At 64.2% G+C, this 17,750-nt stretch carries 15 protein-coding genes; 11 read left to right on the top strand and 4 right to left on the bottom strand.

Going from position 1 to position 17,750, the window contains the following annotated elements:
• Positions 1-82: 82 nt before the first annotated feature.
• On the top strand, positions 83-1,549 hold the full coding sequence (locus ABIB66_RS06475; protein ID WP_354206114.1) for a vanadium-dependent haloperoxidase: 1,467 nt from the start codon (positions 83-85) through the stop codon (positions 1,547-1,549).
• Positions 1,550-1,697: 148 nt separating this feature from the next.
• On the opposite strand, the gene ABIB66_RS06470 is transcribed toward ABIB66_RS06475, so the two are convergent.
• Entirely contained in the window at positions 1,698-2,093 is a 396-nt protein-coding gene (locus tag ABIB66_RS06470; protein ID WP_354206116.1) for a group II truncated hemoglobin, read from the bottom strand.
• A 12-nt stretch (positions 2,094-2,105) separates the two neighbouring features.
• Positions 2,106-3,014: a helix-turn-helix transcriptional regulator gene (locus ABIB66_RS06465; RefSeq protein WP_354254598.1), complete on the bottom strand. Its 909-nt coding sequence runs from the start codon at positions 3,012-3,014 to the stop codon at positions 2,106-2,108.
• A 151-nt stretch (positions 3,015-3,165) separates the two neighbouring features.
• Here ABIB66_RS06465 and ABIB66_RS06460 point away from each other — a divergent pair, with 151 nt between their 5' ends.
• The 4 genes from ABIB66_RS06460 (at position 3,166) to boxB (ending at position 9,001) form a co-directional block, all read left to right on the top strand.
• A complete protein-coding gene (locus ABIB66_RS06460; protein WP_354206120.1) occupies positions 3,166-4,707 on the top strand; it encodes a benzoate-CoA ligase family protein in 1,542 nt (513 codons plus the stop codon).
• A gap of 129 nt (positions 4,708-4,836) precedes the next feature.
• The gene (locus ABIB66_RS06455; protein WP_354206122.1) at positions 4,837-5,658 is read left to right on the top strand and encodes an alpha/beta fold hydrolase; all 822 of its coding nucleotides are present in this window, start codon (positions 4,837-4,839) and stop codon (positions 5,656-5,658) included.
• 81 nt (positions 5,659-5,739) lie between these two features.
• Positions 5,740-7,428 carry a 2,3-epoxybenzoyl-CoA dihydrolase gene (boxC, locus tag ABIB66_RS06450; RefSeq protein ID WP_354206124.1) on the top strand — a complete coding sequence of 563 codons (1,689 nt, stop codon included), beginning with the start codon at positions 5,740-5,742 and terminating at the stop codon, positions 7,426-7,428.
• Between the two features lie 121 nt (positions 7,429-7,549).
• The gene (gene boxB / locus ABIB66_RS06445; protein ID WP_354206126.1) at positions 7,550-9,001 is read left to right on the top strand and encodes a benzoyl-CoA 2,3-epoxidase subunit BoxB; all 1,452 of its coding nucleotides are present in this window, start codon (positions 7,550-7,552) and stop codon (positions 8,999-9,001) included.
• A gap of 208 nt (positions 9,002-9,209) precedes the next feature.
• Here the strand turns inward: boxB and ABIB66_RS06440 are convergent, their stop codons facing one another.
• Both ABIB66_RS06440 and ABIB66_RS06435 read right to left on the bottom strand, forming a co-directional pair.
• Positions 9,210-10,019 (bottom strand): SDR family oxidoreductase, encoded by an 810-nt coding sequence (locus tag ABIB66_RS06440; protein ID WP_354063943.1) that lies wholly within the window; start codon positions 10,017-10,019, stop codon positions 9,210-9,212.
• Between the two features lie 219 nt (positions 10,020-10,238).
• Positions 10,239-11,297, bottom strand: coding sequence for a polysaccharide deacetylase family protein (locus ABIB66_RS06435; protein ID WP_354206129.1), 1,059 nt, complete (start codon positions 11,295-11,297; stop codon positions 10,239-10,241).
• Between the two features lie 164 nt (positions 11,298-11,461).
• On the opposite strand from ABIB66_RS06435, the gene ABIB66_RS06430 reads away from it, so the two are divergent.
• The 6 genes from ABIB66_RS06430 (at position 11,462) to ABIB66_RS06405 (ending at position 17,681) form a co-directional block, all read left to right on the top strand.
• Complete coding sequence (locus ABIB66_RS06430) at positions 11,462-12,856, top strand: OmpA family protein (RefSeq protein WP_354254596.1); 1,395 nt, start codon at positions 11,462-11,464, stop codon at positions 12,854-12,856.
• 2 nt (positions 12,857-12,858) lie between these two features.
• Positions 12,859-13,155, top strand: a complete 297-nt coding sequence (locus ABIB66_RS06425; protein WP_275168455.1) for a hypothetical protein — start codon at positions 12,859-12,861, stop codon at positions 13,153-13,155.
• Between the two features lie 105 nt (positions 13,156-13,260).
• Positions 13,261-13,851 carry a TetR/AcrR family transcriptional regulator gene (locus ABIB66_RS06420; RefSeq protein ID WP_354063949.1) on the top strand — a complete coding sequence of 197 codons (591 nt, stop codon included), beginning with the start codon at positions 13,261-13,263 and terminating at the stop codon, positions 13,849-13,851.
• Positions 13,848-14,780 carry a haloalkane dehalogenase gene (locus ABIB66_RS06415; protein ID WP_354206134.1) on the top strand — a complete coding sequence of 311 codons (933 nt, stop codon included), beginning with the start codon at positions 13,848-13,850 and terminating at the stop codon, positions 14,778-14,780. Before ABIB66_RS06420 ends, ABIB66_RS06415 begins: the two co-directional genes overlap by 4 nt.
• A 512-nt stretch (positions 14,781-15,292) precedes the next feature.
• Positions 15,293-16,348, top strand: a complete 1,056-nt coding sequence (locus ABIB66_RS06410; RefSeq protein ID WP_275168452.1) for a lysylphosphatidylglycerol synthase domain-containing protein — start codon at positions 15,293-15,295, stop codon at positions 16,346-16,348.
• Positions 16,349-16,382: 34 nt separating this feature from the next.
• Positions 16,383-17,681 carry an ATP-binding protein gene (locus ABIB66_RS06405; RefSeq protein WP_275168451.1) on the top strand — a complete coding sequence of 433 codons (1,299 nt, stop codon included), beginning with the start codon at positions 16,383-16,385 and terminating at the stop codon, positions 17,679-17,681.
• Positions 17,682-17,750: the final 69 nt, after the last annotated feature.

The following is a 17,750-nucleotide window of genomic DNA, read 5'->3' as shown; positions in this document are numbered from 1 at the left end:
AGCATGCAGGCGCCGCACGCCAAGATTGTACGTGGCGCTATCTTCATTTGAACGTGACCGACAATATTGAAGGAGATTAGGAATGACCGCGACTTCTAAACAGCTTCGCTACTGGGTCGATATGGCAATCGAATGCATCCGCCGGGATCATACGCAAGCGCTCAGCCCCGGCGATCAAAAGGGTCCCTTTTTGACGGCGCGGGCGCTGGGCATGGCACTCGCCGCGCTCAATGACGCCCATGCACATGCAAGCAGCCGTTCCCGTCTTTTGAACGTCGCCGCACCGCCCGGTCTTGGCGATGCGAACGCCCAGATCGCGGCGGCCGCCGCCTGCGCCCAAGTGTTGCTCAGGCGATATCCAAATCAGACCCGCTTCCTGGATCCGGCTTGGAGCACGTGGCTCGAGTATTTCGGCCTCGGGCAGCCCGGGAGCGCGTCGGAGCACGCCGGCCGCGCGTTCGGCGACGCGGTGCACGCCCTCGGCACAAGCGATGCGACCAACGCCGCTGCGGATCAATATGTCGCTACCGGCGCGCCCTATACGCATATTGCCCCTCCGAACCAGCCGACCCAGCGTTACGCCGGCGGAAAATGGGGCGAGTGCACGCCCCTGCTCGCGACGCGAATCGCGAACTTTCCACCGCCTCCCGGCCGAATCTCGCCAACGCAGGTCGAGCCGACGCCGCACTATCAGGCCGATTTCGCCAAGGTCGTGGAGAAGGGAGGCCTTCAGCGCACGGCGGGCTCTCGGACCTTGGCCGAAGAAGTGGTCGGCATCGCATGGGGCTATGATGGCCCGCCTGAGCTCGGCACCCCGCCGCGACTCTACCTCCAGGTCTTGCTGACGGCTCTGGACGCGATCGAGGCACGGACCCCCGGCAAATTGAACCTCGCCGACGAGCTCACGATCGTCGGAGGCGCCGCGATCGCAATGGCAGATGCCGGGATCGACGCGTGGCACTACAAATATGCCGACACGCACATGATGTGGCGTCCCGCGGTGGGCATTCAAAAAGCCGTTGCGGGCAATGGGAAAGCCATACCGGGCTGGCTGCCGCTCGGCCGCCCCGACACCAACGGAAGCGGCATCGGCTTGACGCCGGACTTTCCGGCCTACCCCTCCGGACATGCGACGTTCGGTGCGGCGGCATTCCAGCTGTTGAGGCTCTTCCTCGTCGAAAAGGGCGTCACGTCGTTCAACCAGCACGGGGTCGATAAGTTCGCCTTTGATTTCGTCTCCGACGAATACAATGGCCGCAACATCGATCCGCGAACGATGCTTCCGCGCGACCATCTGACGCTCAGTCACGACAGTCTCTGGCGCGCAATCACCGACAATTCCGTCAGTCGCGTCTATCTCGGCGTGCACTGGCAGTTTGACGGCATCACCAAACGCAACCCCGCAAACACTGCCGACGAATTCGGGATTCCCACGCCGGTTCATCTCGGACACACCGGAGGTGTATGGCTCGGAGCGCAAATCGCCAACCAGATCGCTCCGAGACTGGGCATCAGTCAGGCGACGATCGCCGCATCGAAGATCACCTGACGAATGGTCGTTGTGGCTCGTCAATAAGCTGAAGCGCGACGGCGATTCAATCCAATCTCATCGCGCTTTGGCATTGGTGAGCGCAACGAGACCAGGGAAGGTCATTGAGACGCGATCTGGATTCTCGCTCCGCTCATCCCTTGGCCGCTCACGTCCGGTTGCGCATCCAGTCGGCGAGGCCCGACAGAGCGCGCTCGAGATCCTGCCGCGCGGCAGTGTCGACGACCGTCTCCTCCAGCGCGCCGCGCATGCAAAGCATCCACGCGTCGCGCTCGGCGTCGCCAATGGCAAAGCCGATGTGGCGCTGGCGCAGCCGCGGGTGGCCCTTCTCGACTGAATACAGTTTCGGGCCACCGGTCCATTCGGTGAGATAGCGCTTCAGCACATCCCTGATGAGGCCCAGGTCGTCCGCATGCATGGCGCGAATGATCTTCGCCTCCGGCAGCGTATCCATCCGCTCATAGAAACGATCGACCAGTCGATTGATCGTGGTGCTGCCGCCGATCCGCTCGAACATGGAGATTGCGACGGCGCTATCGGTCATGGGAGTTCGGACCTACAGCGCCACGCTGCGCAGCCCGAAGCTGCGTGCTTCGTTCTGCAGCACCGGCCGCACCGCATCGATCAGCCTTGCCGCGGCGGCATCGACGGAAAGCCCGGCCGTGTCCACCACCGCCGTCGCGCGTGCATACAGCGGCTCGCGGCTCAGGAGGATGTTGCGCAGCTCCGCCATGGCGGAGCGGTCGTCGGCCATCGGGCGCAAATCGCCCTGGCGGCGGACGCGGGCCATGTGCTCCTCGGGCTCGGCCTTCAGCCAGATCGTGTAGAACGACGACAGGATCTGGTCGAAGGTCAAGGGCTCCGACACGATGCCGCCGCCGGTCGCCAGCACCATCAGCTCGTTGCGCGCGAGCAGCTGCTGCAGCGCCGCCTGCTCCATGCGGCGAAAACCTTCCTGGCCATAGAGCGCGATGATCTCGGCGACCGAGAGGCCGTTCTGCTGTTCGACCTCCTTGTTGAGCTCGACAAAACTCCAGCCGACCTTCTTCGCCAGCATCCTGCCGAGCGTCGATTTGCCGGCGCCGCGCAGGCCGATCAGCGCGATGCCGCAGAACGGCGCGCGCCGCGGCGCGGTTGCGCTGCCGCCCGCAAGTAAATCCTTGGCTTGCGCGATCTGCGCCGGCGTCGCCTTGCGCAAGAGATCGCGAAACATCTGCCAGTCCGGGGTCGGATCGACCGAGGGAAGCAGATCTTCGAGATGCGCGCCCATCGCGTCGGAGACGCGGCGGAGCAGCACGATGGAGACATTGCCCTTGCCGCTTTCGAGCTGCGCGATGTAGCGCTCCGATATTCCTGATACCTTGGCGAGCACCTTGCGCGACATGCCGCGCAGCGCGCGCATGTTGCGCACGCGCTGGCCGAGCTGTTCGAGAAATCGGGATTCGGCGTCGGGACTGTCGGTCATGGACTACGGATCACGGGCTTCTTGTGCGGAGGTCTTCTTTTAGGGGTGTCCTGCGGCGCGTATTAATGAAACATAGTGCCTGCTGGCATTGACAGCAAGCCGATGCGGTGTCTTTCTATGAATTATAATTCTAAATTCAGGGGAGAAGTCCGTGAGCGAGGGATCCTATAACGCGGTGACCTGGCTGCTCGACCGGAATGTCGAGGAGGGACGCGGCAACAAGCTCGCCTTCGACGACACCGTCTCACGGCTCACCTATGGCGAGCTCCAGCGCGAAACGCGGCGCGCCGCCAACATGCTGCGCCGGCTCGGTGTCCGCCGCGAAGAGCGCGTGGCCATGATCATGCTGGACGCCGTCGACTTCCCGCTTCTGTTCCTGGGCGCGATCCGCGCCGGCATTGTGCCGGTGCCGCTCAACACGCTGCTGACATCGGATCAATACGCCTACATCCTCGCCGACTGTCGCGCGCGCGTGCTGTTCGTCTCGGAAGCGCTCTATCCCGTCATCAAGGACGTCGTCGGCCGCATGCCGGATCTCGAGCATGTCGTGGTGGCCGGAGCCAAGCAGAACGGCCACAAGCAGCTCGCCGAGGAGATTGCGGACGAGAGCGACCGGTTCACCACCGCTGCGACGCATCCGGACGAGCCGGCGTTCTGGCTGTACTCGTCAGGCTCGACCGGCATGCCCAAGGGCGTGCGGCACATCCATTCGAACATGCAGGCGACCGCGGACACTTATGCGAAGCAGGTGCTCGGCATCCGCGAGAACGACGTTTGTCTTTCTGCGGCAAAGCTGTTCTTCGCCTATGGTCTCGGCAATGCGTTGACCTTTCCAATGTCGGTCGGCGCCACCGTAGTGCTCAACAGCGAACGGCCGACCCCCGCGCGCATGTTCGATCTGATGAACCGCTATAATCCCTCGATCTTCTACGGCGTGCCGACCCTGTTCGCGGCGATGCTCAATGACGAGGCGATGAAGGGCGAGCGCGGCGGCAAGAATTTGCGCATCTGCACCTCCGCCGGCGAGGCGCTGCCGGAATCCGTCGGCAACAGCTGGAAGGCACGCTTCGGCGTCGACATTCTCGACGGCGTCGGCTCGACCGAGCTGTTGCACATCTTTCTGTCGAATGCGCCCGGCGACATCAAATACGGCTCCTCCGGCAAGCCGGTGCCGGGCTATGCGGTGCGGCTCGTCAACGAGGCCGGACAGGATGTCGCCGACGGCGAGGTCGGCGAACTCCTGGTCGATGCGCCCTCCGCCGGCGAAGGCTACTGGAACCAGCGCCACAAGAGCCGCCGCACGTTCGAGGGACCGTGGACCCGCACCGGCGACAAATATGTCAGGGATGCCGAGGGCCGCTACACCTTCTGCGGCCGCGCCGACGACATGTTCAAGGTCTCAGGCATCTGGGTCTCGCCTTTCGAGGTCGAGAGCGCGCTGATCACGCATCCCGCCGTGCTGGAAGCTGCCGTCGTGCCGGAAGCCGATCCGGAAGGTCTGCTGAAGCCGAAGGCTTTCGTCGTGCTGCGCCCCGGCGCGACGACGACGGGCCTGCAGGAGATGCTCAAGGACCACGTCAAGCAGAAGATCGGCCCGTGGAAATATCCGCGCTGGATCGACGTGGTGGACTCGCTGCCGAAGACGGCGACGGGCAAGATCCAGCGGTTCAAGCTGCGGGACGGGGCGAATTGATTGGCCTCGTCATTCCGGGGCGCGCGAAGCGCGAACCCGGAATCTCGATCCGCAGACTGCAATCTCGGGTTTCCGGATCAACTCGCTTTGCGAGTTGTCCGGAAGGACGGACTGAATGGATACGACAGCATGACCGACCTCACCCCCACCGGCTTTCTCAGCATCGACAACGCCAGCCTCGAATACAAATGGCTGGCGCCGCAATCCGCCGATGCACCCACCATCGTCATGCTGCATGAAGGCCTCGGCTCGGTCGGGCTCTGGGGTGACTTCCCCGAGAAGCTGCAGCAGGCGACCGGCGCCGGCATCTTCGCCTATTCGCGTGCAGGCTATGGCCAATCGAGCCCGGTGACGTTGCCGCGCCCGCTCGATTACATGCAGCGCGAGGCACTGGACGTGCTGCCGAAGGTGCTCGATGCGATCGGCTTCAGGCGCGGCCTGCTGCTCGGCCATTCCGACGGCGCCTCGATCGCGACCATCTATGCCGGCGCGCATCAGGATCATCGCCTGAACGGCCTCGTGCTGATCGCGCCGCATTTCATCGTCGAGGACATCTCGGTGAAATCCATCGCCGCGATCAAGAGTACCTTCGAGACCACCGACCTGAAGGCAAAGCTCGCGCGCTGGCACAAGGACGTCGACAACGCCTTCTATGGCTGGAACGGCGCCTGGCTCGATCCAAAGTTCCGCGACTGGGACATCTCGGAATATCTCGCCTACATCCGCGTTCCGGTGCTGGTCCTTCAAGGCGTGGACGACCAATACGGGACGCTGCATCAGGCCGAGATCGCGCAGCAAGAATGCTATTGCCCGGTCGAGTTGGAAGTCATTTCAGGCGCGGCGCATTCTCCCCACCGCGAAGCTCCGGGACAGACGCTTGACGCGATTGAGCAATTTGCAGCAGCGGCCCTGCGCGAAGACATGAAACAAAATGCATGTTCACTCGCTTAAGGGGTAGACGCGCCCAGGAATGTGCACTATTGTGCATCTAACGCTATAGCCAAAACGCATAATCAAGCTCAAGGGTGGCCCATGGCCGGGGAAGATCGGCGCCTCGCAGGCGGCGCGACATTCATCGATTTCCAGACCGAGCCGTCCCGCTACCGGCACTGGAAGCTCGCGGTCGACGGCGATGTCGCGACGCTGACCATGGACGTCGATGAGAACGGCGGCCTGTTCGAGGGCTATCTGCTCAAGCTCAACTCCTACGATCTCGGCGTCGACATCGAGCTTGCCGACGTCGTCCAGCGGCTGCGCTTCGAGCACCCCGAGGTCAAGGTCGTGGTGATGCGCTCGGCCAAGAACCGCGTGTTCTGCGCCGGCGCCAACATCCGCATGCTTGCGGGCTCGACGCATGCCCACAAGGTCAATTTCTGCAAGTTCACCAACGAGACGCGCAACGGCATGGAAGACTCGTCGGAGAATTCCGGCCAGCGCTTCATCACCGTCGTGAACGGCTCGGCCGCGGGCGGCGGCTATGAGCTCGCGCTCGCCACCGACTACATCATGCTCGCCGATGACGGTGCGTCCGCCGTCGCCTTGCCGGAAGTGCCGCTGCTCGCGGTGCTGCCGGGCACCGGCGGCCTCACGCGTGTGGTCGACAAGCGCAAGGTGCGCCGCGATCGCGCCGATTTCTTCTGCACCATCGAGGAAGGCGTGAAGGGCAAGCGCGCCGTGCAATGGCGCCTGGTCGACGAGATCGCGCCGAACAGCAAACTCGAAGGCAAGGTTGCCGAGCGCGCCAGGGAATTCGCCCAGGCCTCGAAGCGCGCGGGCAGCGGCAAGGGCATCGCGCTGACGCCGCTCAAGCGCATCATCGATGAGACCAGCATCCGCTACGGCTTTGTCACCGTCGACATCGATCGCGCCGCGCGCATCGCCACGATCTCGATCAAGGCGCCTGAAGCCGCGCCGCCCGCCGACATCGACAGCATGATGGCGCAGGGTGTCGCGTTCTGGCCGCTCCAGGTCGCGCGCGAACTCGACGACGCGATCCTGCATCTGCGCATCAACGAGCTCGAGATCGCCATGCTGGTGTTCAAGAGCCATGGCGACCGCGCGCATGTGCTCGCCTGCGACGCCTTCCTCGAAGCCAACAAGACGCACTGGCTGGTCAACGAAATCAGGCACTACTGGAAGCGCGTCTTGAAGCGCATCGACGTCACCTCGCGGACGCTGGTGACGCTGGTCGAGCCCGGCTCCTGCTTCGCCGGCACGCTCGCCGAGCTCGTATTCGCCGCCGACCGCTCCTACATGCTGATCGGCACGCGCCAGGGCGACAACCGCCCGCCGCCGTCGATCGAACTGTCAGCGATGAATTTTGGCCCGTATCCGATGAGCCACGGCCTGACGCGGCTTCAGTCGCGCTTCCAGGCCGATCCGTCCGATGTGGAACGCGCAGAAGCCACGATGGGCACGGCGCTGGACGCCGAGCAGGCCGAAGAGCTCGGTCTCGTCACCTTCGCGCTCGACGACATCGACTGGGACGACGAGGTCCGCGTGTTCCTCGAGGAGCGCGCCAGCTTCTCGCCCGACAGCCTCACCGGCATGGAAGCGAGCCTGCGCTTCGTCGGCCCCGAGACGATGGAATCGAAAATCTTCTCCCGCCTCACCGCGTGGCAGAACTGGATCTTCCAGCGCCCGAACGCGGTCGGCGAGGAAGGCGCGCTGCGCCGCTACGGCAGCGGCCAGAAGCCGAAATTCGATATGACGCGGGTGTGATGACATTTGCTGCGTCATGGCCGGGCTCGTCCCGGCCATCCACGTCCTTGGCTGAGCAAGCCAGAACGTGGATGCCCGGCACAAGGCCGGGCATGACGAAAGAAATCCAAGGAGCACGGCCATGAACATGAACATCATGAACGTCGACTACTCGACCAAGATTCCGAACAACGTCAATCTCGCCGAAGACCGCCAGGTGCTGAAGGCGCTGGAAGGCTGGCATCCCGGCTACATGGACTGGTGGAAAGACATGGGGCCGGAAGGCTTCCAGGAATCGCTGGTGTACTTGCGCACCGCCTATTCGGTCGATCCGCGCGGCTGGGCCAAGTTCGATTACGTGCGCATGCCCGAGTATCGCTGGGGCATTCTCCTTGCTCCCCAGGAAGAGAACCGCGTCGTGCCGTTCGGCGAGCATTTTGGCGAGCCGGCCTGGCAGGAAGTCCCGGGTGAATATCGCGCCATGCTGCGCCGTCTGATCGTGATCCAGGGCGACACCGAGCCTGCCTCGGTCGAGCAGCAGCGCCACCTCGGCAAGACCGCGCCCTCGCTCTACGACATGCGCAATCTGTTTCAGGTCAATGTCGAGGAGGGCCGTCACCTCTGGGCGATGGTGTACCTGCTGCAAAAGTACTTCGGTCGCGACGGACGTGAAGAGGCTGACGATTTGTTGCGCCGCCGCTCGGGTGACGCCGACTCGCCACGCATGCTGGGCGCCTTCAACGAGGCGACGCCGGACTGGCTGTCCTTCTTCATGTTCACCTATTTCACCGACCGCGACGGCAAGATGCAGCTGCACTCGCTGGCGCAGTCGGGCTTCGATCCCCTGTCGCGCACCTGCCGCTTCATGCTGACGGAGGAAGCGCACCACATGTTCGTCGGCGAGACCGGCATCACCCGCGTCGTGCAGCGCACCTGCGATGCGATGCGGGAAGCCGGCATCACCGATCCCACCGAGATCGCGAAGGTCCGCGCGCTCGGTGTGATCGACCTGCCGACGATCCAGAAGAAGCTGAACCTGCATTATACGCTGTCGCTCGATCTGTTTGGCTCGGAAGTCTCGACCAACGCGGCGAACGCCTTCAACACCGGCATCAAGGGTCGCTATCACGAGACCCAGATCGACGACGATCATCAGCTCAAGAACGCCACCTATCCGGTGCTGAAGTTCATCGACGGCGAGATCAAACTGGTGGACGAGCCGGCGTTGACCGCGCTCAACATGCGTCTGCGCGACGATTACAGCCAGGATTGCGTCAAGGGCATGCTGCGCTGGAACAAGGTGATCTCGACCGCGGGCTACCAGTTTGAGCTCAAGCTGCCCAACGTCGCCTTCCATCGCCATATCGGCGAGTTCAAGGGCATCCACGCGACGCCGGATGGTCTGTTGATCGATGACGCAAATTGGGCCCGGCGCAAGGACGAATGGCTGCCCTCCACCGCGGACGGCGACTTCATCACCTCGCTGATGCAGCCCGTCACCGAGACCGGCCAGTTCGCCTCCTGGATCTCGCCGCCGAAAGTCGGCATCGACAACAAGCCCGGCGATTTCGAGTATGTGAGGATCGAGTCGTAGGAGCTGGTTCTCTGCCGGCTGATACACGCGAGGGAGGCGCAAAGCCTCCCATGTCGTCCCGGCGAAAGCCGGGACCCATAACCACAGGGAGAAGTTTGGCGGCGGGCTAGTTGTTCGGTACTCCTACCAACCGCAACCGATAGATCACGCGGTATGGGTCCCGGCCTGCGCCGGGACGACGCCGGAATTTGAGGCGCGGGCCGTTGCCTCAACTATCCCACCCGCTCCCCTTGATCCCCGGGTTCGCATAAACAATGCCACCATCCACCGCGATGGTCGCGCCAACCACATAGTCCCCCGCGCGCGAGGCGAGATAGATCGCAGCGCCCGCCATGTCCTCGTCGGTGCCGATGCGGCCCGCAGGCACGCGGGTCGAGACTTCGTCGGCATGATCGCGTGCGGCGCGGTTCATGTCGGATTTGAACGGGCCCGGCGCGATCGCGGTGACCACGACGTGGTCGCCGATCAGCTTCACGGCCATGCGCCGCGTCAAATGGATCAGCCCCGCCTTGCTTGCCGCGTAAGAATAGGTCTCGCCCGGATTGACGAAGATGCCGTCGATCGAGGCGATGTTGATCACTTTCGCCGGCCGCTCTGCTGATGCCGCCGCGCGCAGCGTGGGCGCCAGCGCCTTGGTCAGGAAGAACGGCGCCTTGACATTGAGGTTCATCACCTTGTCCCAGCCGCTCTCCGGAAACTCGTCGAACTCCGCGCCCCAGGCCGCGCCCGCATTGTTGACGAGGATGTCGAGTTTTGGCTCGCGCTTTCCGAATTCGCTCGCAAGCAGCTCGGCGCCGGCCAGCGTCGAGATGTCGATCGGCAACGCGATGCATTCGCCGTCATACTGCGCGGAGAGCTCGTTCGCGGTCGCTTCGCAAGGCCCGGCCTTGCGCGCGGTGATGTAGACCTTCGCAGCCCCTGCGCTGAGAAATCCCGCCGCGATCATCTTGCCGATGCCGCGCGAACCGCCGGTCACCAGCGCGACACGGCCTTTGAGCGAGAACAGATCGTCGAACATGGTGCCTCCCTTTGTTGGCGACGTTTTGAGCGCGGGCGGGGAGGGGAGTCAAGGAAGGCGCTGCATCGTCGTCCTGGCGAAAGCCAGGACCCATTACCCCAAGAAAGAGTTGTTTGAATGAGCTGCGGCCCGAGCGCGTCGCAAAATGGACAGCGGTGGTAATGGGTCCTGGCTTTCGCCAGGACGACGTCCGAGTTCGGGCAGCGAAGACGGAGAGATTTAAGCCGCCGCGATCCTGCGGAAGCCGTTCCACATCGCGGTCGCGGCGCCCGAGGTCAGCACCGGCAGAATCCGCGTGTCCTGGTAATTGCCGTTGAGCGAGACCCGTGGCAGCGCGGTCATGTGGCCGGCGTTTTCGGCGAACAGCATTCCGGGCCGCGTCGTCACCGCAGTCTTGAAGCCGGCGGACGCAGCGAGCACGAATTCACGCTCTCCCGCCGCCTCGCGATCGCCATAGGGATAGGCAAGATGTTGAACGTTGCGGCCGAGCGCCTGCTCGATTCGCGCGCGGCTTACGGCCATCTCCTGCGTGGCGATCTCTTCGCTTTGCTTGGCGAGATTGCAATGGCTGATGGAATGCGCGCCGATCGTGACAAGGGGATCGGCGGCAAATGTCTTCACCTCGTCCCAGGACAGGCAGAGGCTGCGGCACAGCGCGGCCATATCGACGCCGTACTTCGTGCAGAGCGCCTCGATCTCGCGCTTGAGATCGTGCTCGCCGGGCAGTGCGCGCAACCAGTCGTGCAGGCGGTCGAACGCCACCTGCTTGGCGGCTGGCGTCGTGGCATCGAGCCGCAGCGCGGCATTACCGATTGTCACCTCGATCTGCTCGGCCTTGGCGATCACGGCCTCCAGCGCCTCCCACCACAGCCGACCCGTGCCCTCCGCGAAATCGCTGGCGACATAGACCGCCAGAGGCGCGTCAAATTCGCGCAGAACCGGCAGCGCAAAATCGAGATTGTCGCGATAGCCATCGTCGAGCGTGAAGGCGGCGAAGCGCCGGTCGAACCGGCGCCGCACCAGCCGCTCATGCAGCTCGTCCATGCTGACGATGTCGATCTCGCGCGAGCGCAGATGGCACAGTGTCGCGCGCAGAAATTCGGGGGTGACTTCGAGATGCCTGTTCGGCTGGAACGCCGCGTCGCGGGCCGGCCGCACGTGATGCAGCATGAAAATGGCGCCGACGCCCGACAAAAGCGGGCGCAACAGGTGGTGGGCGCCGCTGAAATAGAGTGCTTCCAGCCCGGCGCGGATGACGTTGTTACGAAGTTGTTTCATGACCCGCTGGCGGACTTTGGCATTCCGTCTTCAACTTACGGAAGAACCCTTGAAGAAAGAGTTATTCCAATTGTCCACGCCCGGCCTTCGGAAGGGCGTCATTTCCGGTTTGACAGCCCGCCAAGGGTTTGTTTTGTCTCCGGTTCCAGAGTTCGGGTCGTCGAATGCAGAAGCTTTTCAGGTGGGCCAGCAAATGGTGGCCAGGGCTGATTCCCCTGGCCGTCATGTGGGGATTTGCGGCCTGGAATAATACTTCGCCGGTCGAGGCGGACCTTTCCGCCCGCAGCTCGGCGGCGCTAAAGGATACCGTTCTGGACAAGACCCGGATCGCAGTGGACGGCCGCGACGTCAGCCTGGCTGCGGACGCGTTTTCCGAGGAGGGTCGCCGCGACGCTGTGGTGGCTGTCGAGACCGTGCCCGGCGTGCGCCTGGTCGACGACCGGACCCGCCTCGTTCCCGAGGCAAAGCCCTTCGTCTGGAACGCCGAACGGGACGTGGTGCGGGTGACGCTGTCGGGCTCCGCGCCCCTGCCATCGATGAAGGGCCGGCTGACCGAGGCGGCCCGCAAGGAGGTCGCCGGTACAGAGGTGGCCGATCAGATGGGGCTGGCGCGCGGCGCACCGCCGCGGTTCGAGGCGGCTGCGATGCTGCTGCTCGACCAGATCGGCAAGCTCAAGGACGGCAAGATCACGATCACAGACACCAAGGTCACTCTGTCGGGGATGGCGCGCGATCTCGGCGGCCGCGAAGCGGTCGTAGCTGCGCTGAAAAACCTGCCCGAGGGCTTTTCGATCGCCGCCAACGACGTCAAGGCGCCGCCTTACGTCTTCCAGGCCTACAAGGATCCGGTGGCCGCGACGGTGACGCTGACCGGCTATGTTCCCGACAACAACGTCCACGCGGCCATCGCCACTAGCGCGTCCCGGAAATTCTTCAACGAAAAGGTCGTCGACAATCTCAAGGCCAGCGTCGGCGCGCCCGGCTCCTTCAGCCCCGCCGTGGTCGCAGCGCTCGGCGCGCTGTCGCGCCTGTCGACCGGCACGCTGGTCGTGTCCGACCGCGAGGTGAAGCTGTCGGGCGATGCGCTGTATGAAGGTGCCGCCAACGACATCCGCGCAGGCCTCGGCAAGGATTTCCCGAAGAACTGGCAGTACAAGCCGGAAATCACGGTGAAACCCGCGGCCGGCCCGGTCGACGGCACCGTGTGCCAGCAATTGTTCTCGGAGCTCTTGGCCAAGGCCAAGATTCGTTTCGCGGCGAAGCGCGCCGACATCGATCCGGATTCCGCCGGCATTCTCGATCATCTGATCGAGACGGCACTGCGATGCCCCACCACCAATATCGAGGTCGCCGGGCATACCGATGCCGACGGCGAGGATTCCTTCAACCAGGCACTCTCGGAGAAGCGCGCGCAGGCGGTGATCGACTATCTGGTCAAGGCCGGCCTGCCTGCCGGTCGCTTCACCGCTGTCGGCTACGGCAGCACGCAGCCGGTCGCCACCAATGACAGCGAAGACGCCAAGGCGCAGAACCGCCGCATCGAATTTCTGGTGAGGTGACGATGCCCTATCTCGTCTCGTTCCATCTGGGCTGGCTGATAGGCTCGCTGCTGCTCGGCTTCTGCATGGGCTGGATCTCGGTGGTCCAACGCGGCAACGGCACCTCGAAGGTGACCGCGCGCTGGCTCGCCGTGCTTGCTGCCGGCCTGGTCGCGGCCTCGTTCGCGCATGTGGTCCCCGGCCGCTTCGGCTACTGGCTCGACCTCGGCCTGATCATGTTCGCCTGCTATCTCGTCGGCGGCGCCATCGGCGCCTGGCTGCGCGACCGGGTGGTTGCGCGCAGCATGCCGCCGGCCTGAGCGGCTGAGCTGAGGGGCAAACGCGCTCATCACTTGCGCCACCATCAGATTGCCAGGGAGTCGAGTGGTGCTTGACATTAATACGTACGTACGTATTATGAAGTCATGCCAAAGCCATCGCTCAAAGACGCCATCATCGACGCCGGCCTCAATGTCATGTTCCGCACCGGCTATCACGGCACCAGCGTGCGCGATGTAACCACCGCCGCCGGCGCGCCGCAGGGGTCCTTCACCAACCATTTCCGCTCCAAGGAGGCGTTCGCCTCCGAGGTGCTCGACCGCTATTTCGACATCACCAGGGGCTTGGTCGCGGAGGCATTGCAGGATGTTTCGCTGAGCCCCCGCGCGCGGCTCAAGCGCTACCTCGACATCATCACGGGCAGGCTGGAAGCCGACGGCTTTGGTCGCGGCTGCCTGATCGGCGATCTCAGTCTGGAAGCGACCGGCAGCAGCGAGATGCTGCGCGTGCGCCTCGCCGACATCTTTGCCGAATGGCGCGTGCCGTTCGCCGCCTGCATCGCCGAGGCGCAGACCCGCGGCGAGATCGCATCCGATTTCGAGCCTGAGGAGCTCGCCGACTTCCTGCTCGCGTCCTGGCAGGGCGCGATCCTGCGCATGAAGGTCGACCGCAATCCGAAAGCGCTCGAACGTTTCAAGACTATCGCATTCCAAACCGTGTTCAAGGAGCTGACATGACCAAGCAGATCGAGATCAAGATTCGCAAAGCGTCCGTCCTCGGAAGCAGCATGGCTTATCGTGAGACGGGCGCGCAGAACGCGCCGGTCGCGCTCTTCCTGCACGGCAATCCGACTTCCTCGCACATCTGGCGCAACATCATGCCCTTGGTGTCACCGGTCGCGCATTGCCTCGCGCCCGACAACGTCGGCTTCGGTCAGTCCGACAAGCCCGACATCGCCTACCGCTTCTTTGACCACGTCCGCTATCTCGATGCCTTCATCGAACAGCGCGGTATCACGTCGGCCTATCTCATCGCGCAGGATTGGGGCACGGCGCTCGCATTTCATCTTGCGGCGCGCCGACCGGATTTCGTGCGCGGCGTCGCCTTCATGGAGTTCATCCGTCCGATGCCGACCTGGCAGGACTTCCACTACACCGAGGTTGCCGCAGAGCAGGAGCATGCCGAGGCGGCACGGGCGGCCTTCCGCAAATTCAGGACGCCGGGCGAGGGCGAGGCGATGATCCTCAAGGCGAATGCTTTCGTCGAGCGCGTGCTCCCCGGCGGCATCGTCCGCAAGCTCAGCGACGACGAGATGGCGCCCTATCGCGCGCCGTTCCCGACACCGGAGAGCCGCCGGCCCGTTCTTGCGCTTCCGCGCGAACTGCCGATCGCAGGCGAGCCTGCTGACGTCTATGGCGCGCTCCAATCCGCGCATGCGGCGCTGGCCGCGTCGTCCTATCCAAAACTCTTGTTCACGGCCGAGCCTGGAGCTCTGGTCGCGCCGGAATTTGCCGAACGGTTTGCAGCCTCCCTGAAGCACTGCGCGCTGGTTCGTCTCGGCGCCGGCCTGCATTTCCTCCAGGAGGATCACCCCGAGGCGATCGGGCGCTCCGTGGCCGGCTGGATCGCGGGGATCGAGGCGGTGCGCCCGCAGCTTGCGGCCTGAGCAGATCGCTACCTCCGAACGACATGCTCATCGCGGCCGCTGGCGGGCGGCCGCGATGACGTCTGTGATGTCGCAGTGCAACCGGATGGATCGGGCGCGAGCCGTCGGCCACGTAATCGCGCGGGCCGCAGCGGCCTCGCGCCGCGCCACCCCCTCTTTCAACAGGGGAATCCGGCCCATAGATTGACGTCGGCTTAAGTCGTGACGGAACATTGTGCGGTCGAAATCATCAAAACTTCATGGCCACTGCGCAGGATTGCCATGGAGATTCGCGTCAGTCTTGCCGCCGAAAGCGCCAAACCGTGCATCAGGAGCCCGCAACCCTGCCTAAAATATTGAAGGCACGAGTTTTTGTTCGAATTGCCGAATTCCACTCCGCCCGGAAACGCGCTAGTGGAGGGATAGTAGGTATGCGCCATGCCGGGACCCGCAGCGAGGGTTCGTCGGGTGCCTGCGTGTCGTTCGCCTGTTCGCCGGCCACCCTGGCCGCTGAAGCGTTGTTCGAGGTTTAGATGCTGGAAGCCATACGCAGGGCGATGTCGTTTCTGCGCCAGAAGCAAATCCTGCATAAGCTTGGAGTTGTGATCAGCGTCGCGGTCATCGGCATCGCTTGCTATGTGCTCTACCACATGCTGCGCGGCATCGATGTCAACGAAGTCCTCGAAGCGATCAAGAGCACCGAGCCGAGCCAGATTGCGATGGCGGCGCTGTTCGTCGCCGCGGGCTATTTCACGCTGACCTTCTACGACCTGTTCGCCGTGCGCGCGATCGGCCACGCCCACGTGCCCTATCGGATCAACGCGCTCGCCGCCTTCACCAGCTATTCGATTGGCCACAATGTCGGCGCCAGCGTCTTCACCGGCGGCGCGGTGCGCTACCGCATCTATTCTGCCTACGGCCTGAACGCGATCGACGTCGCAAAAATTTGCTTCCTCGCCGGCCTGACCTTCTGGCTCGGCAATGCCGCGGTGCTGGGCCTCGGCATCTCCTATCATCCGGAGGCTGCGGCCTCGATAGACCAGCTTCCGGCCTGGCTGAACCGGACGCTGGCGATGATGATTATCGTCGGCCTGGTGGCTTACGTGGTGTGGGTCTGGACCCAGCCGCGAATGGTCGGCCGCGGGCCCTGGACTGTGATGCTGCCGGGCGGTCCGCTGACGCTGCTCCAGATCGCGATCGGCATTATCGATCTCGGCTTCTGCGCGCTCGCGATGTACGTGCTGGTCCCGGACGAGCCCAATCTCGGCTTCGTGGTGGTCGCGGTGATCTTCGTCTCGGCCACGCTGCTCGGCTTTGCCAGTCATTCGCCCGGGGGCCTTGGCGTGTTCGACGCGGCCATGCTGGTCGGTCTCTGGCAGATGGACCGCGAGGAGCTGCTGGGCGGGATGCTGCTGTTCCGCGTCCTCTATTATCTGTCCCCTTTCGTCATATCTGTAATCTTGCTGACGTTTCGCGAAGTTATCATCGGCGCACGATCGAAACGCCTGCAACAGGCCGCGCTCAAGCTTGACCCCGGCCCCGCGCCTGAAGCCGCTTACGTGAGAAAGCGCAGCGACAGCGGCGCCTGACCGGCGCAAGATCCTTTTGGAGAAGCCCGCCCCGATGGCGATCGACGCCCCATCTTCTCCCTCCTCCCAGCCCTGGTCCGACCGGCTGCGGCACTCGACCGTCATCCTGATCGCCGCGGCGCTGGCGCTGTCGGTGGTGGTCTCGCTGGGCGAATTGCTGGCGCTGCATGCCATTGCGGTGTTCCTCTGCATCGCGGCCGCGGCGCTGATCCCGTGGCGCCTGCACGATACCGCCGCCTCCCGCGAAGAGACCCGCCGCGTCAACCCGGTCGAGAGCGCGGCGGTGGCCGCGGTGGTCGCTGGCATGCCCGATCCCGCGGTGCTGCTCGACCGCGCCGGCCGCGTCATCCATCTCAACGCCGCGGCCGCCCAGCTCGCGCCGGCGCTACGCCGGAATGAGCTCGCCCAGTTCGCGCTGCGTTCGCCCGAGATCATCACGGCGCTCCGCGAGTCGATCGCGACCACCGAGCCGCGGCGCGCGACCTATCTCGACCATGTCCCGGTCGATCGGTGGATGGAGCTGACCATCACGCCGGTGCCGGTGCCCACCACCTTCGGCGGCGCCGACAAATGCATGCTGATGACCTTCCACGACCAGACGCCGCTGCGCCGGGTCGAGGAGATGCGAGCCGACTTCGTCGCCAATGCCAGCCACGAGCTGCGCACGCCGCTGGCCGCGCTGTCCGGCTTCATCGACACGCTCCAGGGCCAAGCCAAGGACGATCCCAAGGCGCGCGAGCGCTTCCTCGGCATCATGCACAACCAGGCGACCCGCATGGCACGCCTGATCGACGATCTGCTGTCGCTGTCGCGGGTGGAGCTGTCGGCCCATGTGCGGCCCGACACCCTGGTCGACCTGCTGCCGATCATCTTGCAGGTCGCCGATGGGCTCGAGCCGCTGGCGCGGGAGCGCCAGGTCGAGGTCGAGACCCAGCTCCCTGAGAGCCCGGTGCTGATCGCGGGGGACCGCGAGGAGCTGCTCCGCCTGTTCGAGAATTTGATCGAGAACGCGCTCAAATACGGCGCCTCGGGTGGTCGCGTCATCGTGTCGCTGATATCAGGCGCCGCCCCTGATGGAACTCAGGAAATCCGGGTCCTGGTCCGGGATTTCGGCCCCGGCATCGCGCCGGAGCACCTGCCGCGGCTGACCGAGCGCTTCTACCGGGTCGATGTCGGCGACAGCCGCTCGCAGGGCGGCACGGGCCTCGGATTATCGCTGGTGAAACATATTCTTAACCGCCATCGCGGCCGGCTTTTGATCGAAAGCGTGCCCAAACAGGGCGCCATTTTCACCGCCTGTTTCCCCCAGGGCAAGCCCGCGGCTCTGAGCTAAATTCCAGCAATTTCAGCTGCTTAACGCTGTCATCCGACTGTCACCAAACCTTCGTAAAAGCTCAGCTGT

The sequence above is a fragment of the Bradyrhizobium sp. F1.13.3 genome (genome assembly GCF_040548265.1).
Classification (GTDB): domain Bacteria; phylum Pseudomonadota; class Alphaproteobacteria; order Rhizobiales; family Xanthobacteraceae; genus Bradyrhizobium.
This window is presented reverse-complemented; position numbering and strand designations above follow the sequence as displayed.

Excerpts from the sequence above, each read along its gene's own strand:
- ABIB66_RS06475 (WP_354206114.1), top strand. The coding sequence starts at position 83 with ATGACCGCGACTTCTAAACAGCTTCGCTACTGGGTCGATATGGCAATC.
- ABIB66_RS06470 (WP_354206116.1), bottom strand. The coding sequence starts at position 2,093 with ATGACCGATAGCGCCGTCGCAATCTCCATGTTCGAGCGGATCGGCGGC.
- ABIB66_RS06465 (WP_354254598.1), bottom strand. The coding sequence starts at position 3,014 with ATGACCGACAGTCCCGACGCCGAATCCCGATTTCTCGAACAGCTCGGC.
- ABIB66_RS06455 (WP_354206122.1), top strand. The coding sequence starts at position 4,837 with ATGACCGACCTCACCCCCACCGGCTTTCTCAGCATCGACAACGCCAGC.
- boxC (WP_354206124.1), top strand. The coding sequence starts at position 5,740 with ATGGCCGGGGAAGATCGGCGCCTCGCAGGCGGCGCGACATTCATCGAT.
- boxB (WP_354206126.1), top strand. The coding sequence starts at position 7,550 with ATGAACATGAACATCATGAACGTCGACTACTCGACCAAGATTCCGAAC.
- ABIB66_RS06440 (WP_354063943.1), bottom strand. The coding sequence starts at position 10,019 with ATGTTCGACGATCTGTTCTCGCTCAAAGGCCGTGTCGCGCTGGTGACC.
- ABIB66_RS06435 (WP_354206129.1), bottom strand. The coding sequence starts at position 11,297 with ATGAAACAACTTCGTAACAACGTCATCCGCGCCGGGCTGGAAGCACTC.
- ABIB66_RS06430 (WP_354254596.1), top strand. The coding sequence starts at position 11,462 with ATGCAGAAGCTTTTCAGGTGGGCCAGCAAATGGTGGCCAGGGCTGATT.
- ABIB66_RS06425 (WP_275168455.1), top strand. The coding sequence starts at position 12,859 with ATGCCCTATCTCGTCTCGTTCCATCTGGGCTGGCTGATAGGCTCGCTG.
- ABIB66_RS06420 (WP_354063949.1), top strand. The coding sequence starts at position 13,261 with ATGCCAAAGCCATCGCTCAAAGACGCCATCATCGACGCCGGCCTCAAT.
- ABIB66_RS06415 (WP_354206134.1), top strand. The coding sequence starts at position 13,848 with ATGACCAAGCAGATCGAGATCAAGATTCGCAAAGCGTCCGTCCTCGGA.
- ABIB66_RS06410 (WP_275168452.1), top strand. The coding sequence starts at position 15,293 with ATGCTGGAAGCCATACGCAGGGCGATGTCGTTTCTGCGCCAGAAGCAA.
- ABIB66_RS06405 (WP_275168451.1), top strand. The coding sequence starts at position 16,383 with ATGGCGATCGACGCCCCATCTTCTCCCTCCTCCCAGCCCTGGTCCGAC.